12 protein-coding genes are annotated in these 9931 nt (G+C 68.8%); 10 read left to right on the top strand and 2 right to left on the bottom strand.

Annotated features, from left to right (window positions below; genetic code table 11):
• Positions 1–1252: transcription termination factor Rho (gene rho / locus RT309_RS10880; RefSeq protein WP_313356963.1), on the top strand; the 1252-nt coding region annotated here is incomplete at its 5' end.
• Positions 1253–1276: 24 nt separating this feature from the next.
• Complete coding sequence (gene prfA / locus RT309_RS10875) at positions 1277–2353, top strand: peptide chain release factor 1 (RefSeq protein ID WP_313356961.1); 1077 nt, start codon at positions 1277–1279, stop codon at positions 2351–2353.
• A 9-nt stretch (positions 2354–2362) separates the two neighbouring features.
• On the opposite strand, the gene epsC is transcribed toward prfA, so the two are convergent.
• A complete protein-coding gene (gene epsC, locus RT309_RS10870; RefSeq protein WP_313356960.1) occupies positions 2363–2926 on the bottom strand; it encodes a serine O-acetyltransferase EpsC in 564 nt (187 codons plus the stop codon).
• Between the two features lie 14 nt (positions 2927–2940).
• Positions 2941–3879 carry a cysteine synthase A gene (gene cysK / locus RT309_RS10865; protein ID WP_313356958.1) on the bottom strand — a complete coding sequence of 313 codons (939 nt, stop codon included), beginning with the start codon at positions 3877–3879 and terminating at the stop codon, positions 2941–2943.
• 116 nt (positions 3880–3995) lie between these two features.
• On the opposite strand from cysK, the gene prmC reads away from it, so the two are divergent.
• The 8 genes from prmC to RT309_RS10825 all read left to right on the top strand — a co-directional run bounded on the left by prmC (position 3996) and on the right by RT309_RS10825 (position 9916).
• On the top strand, positions 3996–4853 hold the full coding sequence (gene prmC / locus RT309_RS10860) for a peptide chain release factor N(5)-glutamine methyltransferase (RefSeq protein ID WP_313356957.1): 858 nt from the start codon (positions 3996–3998) through the stop codon (positions 4851–4853).
• Between the two features lie 65 nt (positions 4854–4918).
• Entirely contained in the window at positions 4919–5665 is a 747-nt protein-coding gene (locus tag RT309_RS10855; RefSeq protein WP_313356956.1) for an L-threonylcarbamoyladenylate synthase, read from the top strand.
• Complete coding sequence (locus RT309_RS10850; RefSeq protein ID WP_313356955.1) at positions 5662–6852, top strand: MraY family glycosyltransferase; 1191 nt, start codon at positions 5662–5664, stop codon at positions 6850–6852. Before RT309_RS10855 ends, RT309_RS10850 begins: the two co-directional genes overlap by 4 nt.
• The gene (locus RT309_RS10845) at positions 6849–7358 is read left to right on the top strand and encodes a hypothetical protein (RefSeq protein WP_313356952.1); all 510 of its coding nucleotides are present in this window, start codon (positions 6849–6851) and stop codon (positions 7356–7358) included. The genes RT309_RS10850 and RT309_RS10845 overlap by 4 nt, the downstream gene beginning before the upstream one ends.
• A 179-nt stretch (positions 7359–7537) precedes the next feature.
• Positions 7538–8278 (top strand): F0F1 ATP synthase subunit A, encoded by a 741-nt coding sequence (gene atpB / locus RT309_RS10840; protein ID WP_313356965.1) that lies wholly within the window; start codon positions 7538–7540, stop codon positions 8276–8278.
• 43 nt (positions 8279–8321) lie between these two features.
• The gene (gene atpE / locus RT309_RS10835) at positions 8322–8558 is read left to right on the top strand and encodes an ATP synthase F0 subunit C (protein ID WP_071642243.1); all 237 of its coding nucleotides are present in this window, start codon (positions 8322–8324) and stop codon (positions 8556–8558) included.
• Between the two features lie 27 nt (positions 8559–8585).
• Positions 8586–9128: a F0F1 ATP synthase subunit B gene (locus RT309_RS10830; protein ID WP_313356950.1), complete on the top strand. Its 543-nt coding sequence runs from the start codon at positions 8586–8588 to the stop codon at positions 9126–9128.
• The gene (locus RT309_RS10825) at positions 9128–9916 is read left to right on the top strand and encodes a F0F1 ATP synthase subunit delta (protein WP_313356949.1); all 789 of its coding nucleotides are present in this window, start codon (positions 9128–9130) and stop codon (positions 9914–9916) included. Before RT309_RS10830 ends, RT309_RS10825 begins: the two co-directional genes overlap by 1 nt.
• Positions 9917–9931: the final 15 nt, after the last annotated feature.

Here is a 9931-nt window from a genome sequence, read left to right as displayed (position 1 = left end):
TGGCCGGCAGCGGGGCAGCAAGCGCCGCAGCGGCAACACCACCGCCGACGAGTTCGAGACCGAGATCGGCGAGGACGACGTGCTCATCCCCGTCGCGGGCATCCTCGACGTGCTCGACAACTACGCCTTCGTGCGCACAACCGGCTATCTCGCCGGCTCGAGCGACGTGTACGTCTCGCTCGGCCAGGTGAAGAAGTACAACCTGCGCAAGGGCGACGCGGTCGTCGGCGCGATCAAGCAGCCCCGCGAGGGCGAGCAGCAGGGTCGCCAGAAGTACAACGCGCTGGTCAAGGTCGACTCGATCAACGGACTGTCGCCCGACGACGCGGCTAACCGGGTCGAGTTCGGCAAGCTCACCCCGCTGTACCCGCAGGAGCGTCTGCGCCTGGAGACGGCTCCCGAGAAGCTGACCCAGCGGATCATCGACCTGGTCGCGCCGATCGGCAAGGGCCAGCGCGGCCTGATCGTCGCACCGCCCAAGGCGGGCAAGACCATCGTGCTGCAGCAGATCGCGAATGCGATCGCGCAGAACAACCCCGAGGTGCACCTCATGGTCGTGCTCGTCGACGAGCGCCCCGAAGAGGTCACCGACATGGAGCGCACGGTGAAGGGCGAGGTCATCGCCTCCACCTTCGACCGGCCAGCCGAAGACCACACGACGGTCGCCGAGCTCGCGATCGAGCGCGCCAAGCGCCTCGTCGAGCTGGGCCGCGACGTGGTCGTGCTGCTCGACTCGATCACCCGCCTCGGACGCGCGTACAACCTGGCCGCTCCGGCGTCCGGCCGCGTCCTCACCGGTGGCGTCGACGCATCCGCGCTCTACCCGCCGAAGCGCTTCTTCGGTGCCGCCCGCAACATCGAGAACGGCGGATCCCTCACGATCCTCGCCACCGCGCTCGTCGAGACCGGCTCCAAGATGGACGAGGTCATCTTCGAGGAGTTCAAGGGCACCGGCAACAGCGAGCTGCGCCTGTCGCGCCAGCTGGCCGACAAGCGCATCTTCCCGGCCGTCGACGTCAACGCGTCGAGCACGCGCCGCGAGGAGATGCTGCTCTCGCCGGACGAGGTCAAGATCACCTGGAAGCTGCGTCGCGCCCTCGCGGGCTTGGACACCCAGCAGGCGCTCGAGGTCGTGCTCGGCAAGCTGAAGGAGACCGGCTCGAACGTCGAGTTCCTCTTCCAGATGCAGAAGTCGATCCCCGCGCCCACGTCGACCGGATCGTCACACGCGCACGAGAACAGCATCCGCTGATCCACCGCTGAGCGGAGCAGAGGCGTGTTCGAATCGGTCCAGGCCCTCATCGAGGAGCATCGCCGGGTGCAGGAGGAGCTCTCCGACCCGGCGGTGCACGCCGACGCCGCGCGCGCGAAGCGGGTCAACCGGCGCTACGCCGAGCTGAACCGCATCGTCGCCGCACACGAGGCATGGATGGCGGCATCCGACGATCTGGCAGCGGCTCGCGAGCTGGCCAAAGAGGATGACGCCTTCGCCGATGAGGTGCCCGCGCTCGAGGAGCAGCTGCGTGTCGCGCAGGAGAAGCTGCGGCGTCTGCTGATCCCGCGCGATCCCGACGACGCGCGCGACGTGATCATGGAGATCAAGGCGGGGGAGGGCGGCGCCGAATCGGCGCTCTTCGCCGCCGACCTGCTGCGCATGTACGTGCAGTACGCGGCGCACCGCGGCTGGAAGACCGAGCTGCTCGAGCGCAACGAATCCGACCTGGGCGGCTACAAGGACGTGCAGGTCGCGATCAAGGGCTCCTCGTCCGACCCGTCACAGGGGGTCTGGGCGCATCTGAAGTACGAGGGCGGCGTGCACCGCGTGCAGCGGGTGCCCGCCACCGAGTCGCAGGGACGCATCCACACATCCACCACCGGGGTGCTGGTCTTCCCCGAGGTGGATGAGCCTGAGGAGATCCAGATCGACGCGAACGATCTGAAGATCGACGTCTACCGCTCATCCGGCCCCGGCGGCCAGTCGGTGAACACCACCGACTCCGCGGTGCGCATCACCCACGTTCCCACCGGCATCGTCGTGTCGATGCAGAACGAGAAGTCGCAGCTGCAGAACCGCGAGGCGGGGATGCGCGTGCTGCGCGCCCGGCTGCTCGCGAAGCAGCAGGAGGAGCTGGATGCCGCGGCATCCGACGCCCGCCGTTCGCAGATCCGCGGGATGGACCGCTCCGAGCGCATCCGCACCTACAACTTCCCCGAGAACCGCATCGCCGATCACCGCACGGGCTACAAGGCGTACAACCTCGACCAGGTGATGGACGGCGCGCTCGAGCCGATCATCGAGTCGGCGATCCACGCCGACGAGGAGGCCAGGCTCGCCGCCCTCGGCGGCGAGTGAGCGGCGAGCTCAGATCACGTAGTCGGGCGCGGTCAGCAGCGCCCGCGAGCCGTCGGACTCGGTGCGCCGCCGCGGCTTCGCCGGCACACCGACCAGGATGCTGTCGGCCGGCGCGTCCTTCGTGACCACGGCGTTCGCGCCGATGACCGACCGCGCGCCCACGCGCACCGGGCCGAGGATCTTCGCACCCGCACCCACCGACACGCCGTCCTCGAGCGTGGGGTGCCGCTTGCCGTGATCCCGGGTCCGCCCGCCGAGCGTGACCCCGTGATAGATCATCACGTCATCCCCGATCTCGGCGGTCTCGCCGATCACGACGCCTGTTCCGTGGTCGATGAAGAAGCGTCGTCCGATGCGCGCGCCCGGGTGGATCTCGATGCCGGTGAACCACCGGGTGATCTGCGATCCCATCCGGGCGACGAAGCGCAGCCTGCGCCGCCACATCGAATGCCACACGCGGTGACCCCACACGGCGTGCAATCCGGGGTACAGCAGAGCCACCTCGACCCCGCTGCGGGCAGCGGGGTCGCGTCGGCGGGCGGCCGCGATGTCCTCGCGGACACGGGAGAGCATGCTCACAGAGACGGTCAGTCCTCGCGCAGGTCTTCGAACAGGGCGGTGGAGAGGTAGCGCTCTCCGGTGTCGCAGCCGATGACCACGATCTGCTTGCCCTTGCTCTCGGGGCGGGCGGCGATCTTCAGCGCCTGCGCGACGGCGGCACCCGCGGAGATGCCGACGAGGATGCCCTCCTTCGCGGCGAGTGCCCGTGAGGTCTCGAGCGACTCCTCGAAGCCGGCCGTGATGATCTCGTCGATCACGTCGCGATCGAGGATCGCGGGCACGAAGTTGGGTCCGATGCCCTGGATCTTCGCGGGTCCCGTGCGTCCCTCAGAGAGGAGGGGGGAGTCGGTCGGCTCGACGGCGACGACGTGGACCTCGGGCTTGACGGCCTTGAGCGCCTGGCCGACGCCGGTGATGGTGCCGCCTGTGCCGACACCGGCCACGAAGATGTCGACCTGCCCGTCGGTGTCGCGGAGGATCTCCTGAGCGGTGGTCTCGCGGTGGACCTGCGGGTTCGCGGAGTTCTCGAACTGGCGGGCCCAGACGGCCCCGGGCGTGGCCTCGATGATCTCCTGCAGCTTCTCGATCGCACCCTTCATGCCGAGCGTCGGGTCGGTCAGCACGAGCTCTGCGCCGAACGCCTTCAGCAGCACGCGGCGCTCCTTCGACATGGAAGCGGGCATGGTGAGGATCACCTTGTAGCCGCGAGCCGCGCCGACCATCGCCAGGGCGATGCCGGTGTTGCCGCTGGTCGCCTCCACGATGGTGCCGCCGGGCCCCAGCTCGCCCGATGCCTCCGCAGCGTCGACGATCGCGATGCCGATGCGGTCCTTCACGCTCGAGGCAGGGTTGAACGACTCGAGCTTGACGAGAACGGTGGCGTCGAGGCCCTCGGTCAGGTGGTTCAGCCGCACCAGAGGCGTGTTGCCGAAAGTGCTGGTGATGTCGTTGTGGATGCCGGTCATGGCAGACCTTTCGTGAGCGGAGTTCTCGTGAGGGAGTTCAGCGAGATCAGCCTACGGGGCGTGGTCTGGATGATGACGGAATGTGACCGGCTGCGCGCACCGCCTACGCTGAGAGGATGCCCCTTCTCATCTCGGCGCAGCTGCGCGCCGTCGCGCAGCGGCTCGCCGATGCGGGTGTTCCCGACCCGCTCGTCGACGCCGAGCTGCTCACCGGACACGTGCTCGGGCTCGGTCGTGGCGAGCTGCAGGCCGCGGTGGTGCGCGGGGACCAGATCACCGAACCGGATGCCGAGCGATTGGCCCTCCTCGTCGAGCGGCGCGCCGCCCGCGAGCCGTTGCAGCATCTGACCGGTCGGGCCGCTTTCCGCCACCTCGAGCTGGCTGTGGGCCCCGGAGTCTTCGTGCCGCGCCCGGAGACGGAGACGGTCGTGCAGTTCGCGATCGACGCGCTCCTGGAGAGCGCGTCCGCGCCGCCGATCGGCGTCGACCTCGGCACGGGCAGCGGAGCCATCGCCCTGGCGATCGCCACGGAGGTGCCGCATGCGAGGGTGCACGCCGTGGAGCGGTCCGCCGACGCACACGCGTGGGCCGAGCGCAACACGCGCGGCGTGGGCAACCTCACCCTGGTGCTCGGCGATCTCGCCACCGCGTTCGATGAGCTGCGGGGCACCGTGGACGTCGTCATCTCGAACCCGCCCTACGTGCCCGACGACGCGATCCCGCGCGACCCGGAGGTGCGCCTGCACGACCCTGCCCAGGCGCTGTACGGCGGGGCGGACGGCCTCGACGTGGTGCGCGTGATCAGCTCCCGGGCCCAGCAGCTGCTGCACAGCGGCGGCCTGCTCGTGCTCGAGCACGGCGAGCTGCAGGGCGCCGCCATCCGGGAGATCCTCACGGCGGACGGATGGCGGGCAGCCGCGACGCATCAGGATCTCACCCGCCGCGACCGGGCGACGACGGCTCTGCGGGCGTGAACGAGGCCGCGCGGGTGCGCTCCCGACCCGTGGGCACGGAGAACCCCGTCGTAGACTAAGAGGCCATGTCAACTGTCTTCGATTGCCGCGACGACTCCCAGATCCTCGCCGGCATGCGCCACGCCCGCCAGGCGATCGCCCGCGGCGAGCTCGTCGTGCTGCCCACCGACACCGTGTACGGCATCGCCGCCGACGCCTTCTCGCCCGCCGCCGTGCAGCGCCTGCTCGACGCCAAGGGCCGCGGCCGCGACATGCCGCCGCCCGTGCTCGTCGCCGGGCAGGACATGCTCAAAGCCCTCGTCGAGACCGTGCCCGCACCCGTGCAGAGCCTCGTCGACGCGTTCTGGCCCGGCGGCCTCACGATCGTGCTTCCCGCCCAGCCGTCGCTGACCTGGGACCTCGGCGAGACGAAGGGCACCGTCGCCGTGCGGATGCCCGACCGCCGCATCGCACTCGAGCTGCTGGCCGAGACCGGACCGCTCGCCGTGTCGAGTGCGAACCTCTCGGGCCGGGATGCCGCGATCATCGCCTCCGACGCCGAGGCGATGCTCGGCGACAGCGTCGCGGTGTACCTCGAGGAGGGGTACAGCGAGACCGGCGTGCCCTCGACGATCGTCGACGCCACCTCGCTCGTCGCAGCCCCCGAGGGCGAGACCCCGATGGTGCGCATCCTGCGGGAGGGGGCGGTGACCAGGGAGCAGCTGTCGGAGGTGCTCGGCGACCTTCTCGAGCCCGAGGAGAAGCCCGGCGACGTCGTGGCCGGCCCGGTCGACGAGAGCCCTGTCGACGAGAGCCCGGTCGACGAAGAGTGAAGCAGTATCTGTTCACGATCATCCTCACGGCGGCGATAACCTTCGCGCTGTCGTGGGCGGTGTGGCGGCTGAGCCTGAGGTTCAAGCTGTATCCGGGCATCCGTGAACGGGATGTGCACAAGACCCCGACCCCGCGTCTCGGTGGGGTCGCCATGTTCATCGGCATCGCCAGCGCGGTTCTCATCTCCGCCGCCAACCCGTTCTTCGAGCGGATGTGGTCGCCGCCGAACACGCTGTGGGCGATCCTCGCCGCGGCGCTGCTGATCGCCGTCATCGGCGTCGTCGACGATCTGATCGACCTGGACTGGATGATCAAGCTCGCCGCGCAGTTCCTCGCCGCGGGCATCATCACGGTCGGCGGCGGACTGCAGATCCTCTCGCTGCCGGTCGGCGACATGATCCTCGTCTCCAGCTGGGTGAGCATCGCGGTCACGATGTTCGCGATCGTCGTCGTGATGAACGCCGTCAACTTCATCGACGGGCTCGACGGGCTCGTCGCGGGCGTCTGTCTCATCGCGAACGGCGTGTTCTTCGTCTACGCGTACATCCTCACCCGCGACTCCGGCGCCACCAGCTACTTCAACCTCGCCACGTTCCTCGCGGCCGTGCTCATCGGGGCCTGCCTCGGCTTCCTGCCGCTGAACTGGAGCCCGGCGAAGCTGTTCATGGGCGACTCGGGCGCTCTCGTACTCGGGCTGCTGATGGCGACCTCGACGATCGCGCTGACCACACAGGGCGACGTCAACGCGTTCGACCCCGAGCGCTTCGGCCGCTCGCAGCTGCTCGGTGCGTTCCTGCCCATCGTGCTCCCGCTCGTGATCGTCATGCTTCCGCTGCTCGACTTCGGTCTCGCGGTCTCGCGCCGGATGCGCGCGGGCAAATCGCCCTTCTCGCCCGATCGCAAGCATCTGCACCATCGGATGCTGGATCTCGGCCACCGTCATCGCGACGCCGTGCTCATCTTCTACGCCTGGACGGCGATCATCTCTTTGACCGTGCTGCTGATGTACATCGCCGGACGGCAGGACTGGCCGGGCGGGTATCTCGCCGCGGTCGCGTTCGGCGTGGTGGGCATCGTCGCCTGCCTGATCGTCACGCGCACGCCGCACAGCGTGCGACGCAGGGCGGCAGCCGCCTCGGATCCGACCCCACCCGACACCGACACCGAGCACATGGAGCCCCGATGACCCCGAGCCCCGTCTCCAGCACACCCATCCTGCGGCGCACGCTGACGTGGTCGGCCGCAGCCGCGCTGGTGCTCGCCCTCGCCGCCGCCGGTATCGGCTTCGCCGTCGACGGCACGAGTGGGCTGTGGAGCGGCCTGATCGGCGTGCTGCTCGCGTTCCTCTTCCTCGGGATCACCGCCGGCAGCATCCTGTTCGCGAACCGCTGGTTCGGCGATCCGATCTATGTGCAGCTCTTCTTCGCGATCGTGCTGGGCGGCTGGCTGGTCAAGCTTGGCCTGTTCCTCGTGATCATGATCGTCCTCAGCGGCCAGCCGTGGATATCCCCGCTCGTGTTCTTCCTCTCCATCGTCGCCGGCGTGGTCCTCTCGCTGGTGGTCGACGCCGTCGTGCTCGTCCGCATGCGTCTGCCGCACGTGAGCGACATCGATCTTCCGACGGTCAACCCCGAGGACGAGGTCGACACCGATGGCCGGAATGCGCCCGACGCGACCGAGGGCGAGCGTTGAATCTGGTAGTGTTGTCCCGTGCCCGCCGCTCGTCTCGCGAGCGCTTGCGCTGATGCACAACGTCCCTCGTCGCCCCGGTTCCCGCCGGTGACCCGAAGCTGGAGCCCGCGCTGTTGAATCCCGTTGCGACCCTGACCCTTCGTCCGATCGCCGGTGACGGTGAATTCCACGGCCCGTCGATGGGCGAGTTCTTCCCGGACATCCTGTTCACCGTCTTCGGCGTGCCGATGCATCGCATCCACCTGATCCAGCTGCTCTCGGTCATCGCCGTCGTGCTGATCATGTGGCTCGGAACGCGTCGCATGACCGTCGTGCCCGGTCGCTTCCAGAGCCTCGTCGAGATGGGCATCGGCTTCGTGCGCAACGGCATCGGCCACGACCTGCTCGGCCGCAAGGACGGCGAGCGGTTCGCCCCGCTGCTGGTGACGATGTTCTTCATGATCCTGTTCATGAACATCACGGGCATCATCCCGTTCCTGAACATGCCGGGAACCGCGATCATCGCCGTGCCCCTCACGCTCGCCGTGATCAGCTACGTGACCTTCATCTACGCCGGCATGAAGAAGAGCCCGCTGGGGTTCTGGAAGAACTCCCTCTTCCCGTCGGGCGTGCCGTGGCCGGTCTACATCATCGTGACCCCGCTGGAGTTCATCTCCACCTTCATCATCCGCCCGGTGACCCTCACCCTGCGTCTGATGATGAACCTCGTCGTCGGCCACATGATCCTCGTGCTGTGCTTCGCAGCCACGCACTTCTTCTTCTTCACCGCAGGTGGCGGCTGGGCGGCGCTCGGCGTCGGAACGCTCGCCTTCGGCGGCGCGTTCACTCTCTTCGAGATCCTCGTCGTCGTCCTGCAGTCCTACGTCTTCACCGTCCTCACCGCGATCTACATCCAGCTCGCGGTCGCAGAAGAGCACTGAGCGGGTCGGCAACTGCCGCCCCACCCAACGAAAGGAAAAACCCGTGGACGCTACTACGGTTCTCGCTGAAATCAACGGTCACATCGGTGCGGTCGGCTACGGCCTCGCAGCCATCGGACCGGCCATCGGCGTGGGCATCGTCGTCGGCAAGACCATCGAGGGTGTCGCCCGTCAGCCCGAGCTGGCCGGCCGTCTCCAGGTCCTCATGTGGATCGGTATCGCCTTCACCGAGGCGCTCGCATTCGTCGGCATCGCCGTCGCCTTCATCCCCTTCCCGTAATCCGCACCGACTTCTGAAGGAGACAGGATGCTGAACGCTCTTGTCACGAACCTCGCGGCGGAGACCGAGGCGCAGAACCCGCTCATCCCCGCGTGGTACGACATCATCTGGTCGGGCCTGTGGTTCCTCATCATCCTCATCGTGGTGTGGAAGGTCGCCCTTCCTCGCCTGACCGCGATCCTCGACGAGCGCTCAGCCGCCATCGAAGGCAACATCGCCAAGGCCGATGAGGCACAGAAGGAGGCAGAGGCCGCGCTGGAGGAGTACACCCGCCAGCTCGCCGAGGCCCGCACCGAGGCCGGTGAGATCCGCGAAGCCGCCCGTGAGGACGGCAAGAAGATCGTGACCGAGGCCAAGGAGACCGCTGTCGCCGAGGCCGGCCGCATCACCGCAGCCGCTCACTCGCAGATCGAGGCCGAGCGCCAGGCGGCGTTCGTCTCGCTGCGCAGCGAGGTCGGCACGCTCGCGATCGACCTCGCAGGGAACGTCGTCGGGGAGACCCTCAGCGACGACGCTCGTGCGACGGCCGTCGTGGACCGCTTCCTCGCCGACCTCGAGAAGGCCAAGTAATGGGCAGCGCGACCACTCAGGCACTCGCGGCATCGACGGACGCGCTTGCCGCAGCGTCGGGCCTGAACCTCGAAAGCGCGGCCGAGCTCTTCGCTGCAGCCCGCGCCATCGGGGAGTCGGCTCAGCTGAGCGGCGCGCTCGCCGATCCTGCAGCCCCGGCCGAGGCGCGCAGCGCGCTCGTCTCGGCGGTGTTCGCGGGTGTCTCGGCTCCCGTGCGCTCGCTGCTGACCACGGTCGCGGCTCAGCGCTGGTCGTCGGTGTCCGATCTCGTCGACGGTGTCGAGGAGCTCGCCATCCGCGCAGCGGCTGCGGCGGCTCCCGGTGACGACCTCGCGACGGAGCTGTTCGGCTTCTCGCGCGTCGTCGCGGCGAACCCCGAGCTCGAGCTCGCGCTCGGCGGCCGCCTCGGCGGGGACGCGGCGAAGCTCGCGCTCGTCGAGCGGGTGCTCGGTGGCGCAGTGTCACCCGCGACCATGCTCATCGCCTCGTCCCTGGTTCCGCGTCCGCGCGAGCGTCGCGTCCGCCAGGTGCTCAGCCGCGCGGTTCGCATCGTCGCAGCACAGGCCGGCCGATCGGTCGCGACGGTGTACACCGCCGCTCCGCTCCCGGCCGAGCAGGAGGCGCGCCTGCGCGACGCGCTCGCCCGTCGATACGGCGGCGAGATCTCCATCAACCAGGTGATCGACGAGTCCGTCGTCGGGGGCCTGCGTGTGCAGATCGCCGATGACGTCATCGACGGCAGCATCTCCGCCCGCCTCGCCGACCTTCGCCAGAAGCTCGCGAGCTGAACTACTCGACGCGGG

It is taken from the genome of Microbacterium sp., from assembly GCF_032084865.1.
Lineage (GTDB): Bacteria > Actinomycetota > Actinomycetes > Actinomycetales > Microbacteriaceae > Microbacterium.
The sequence above is the reverse complement of the archived record's forward strand: the minus strand, read 5'-3'. Positions and strand labels throughout refer to the sequence as shown.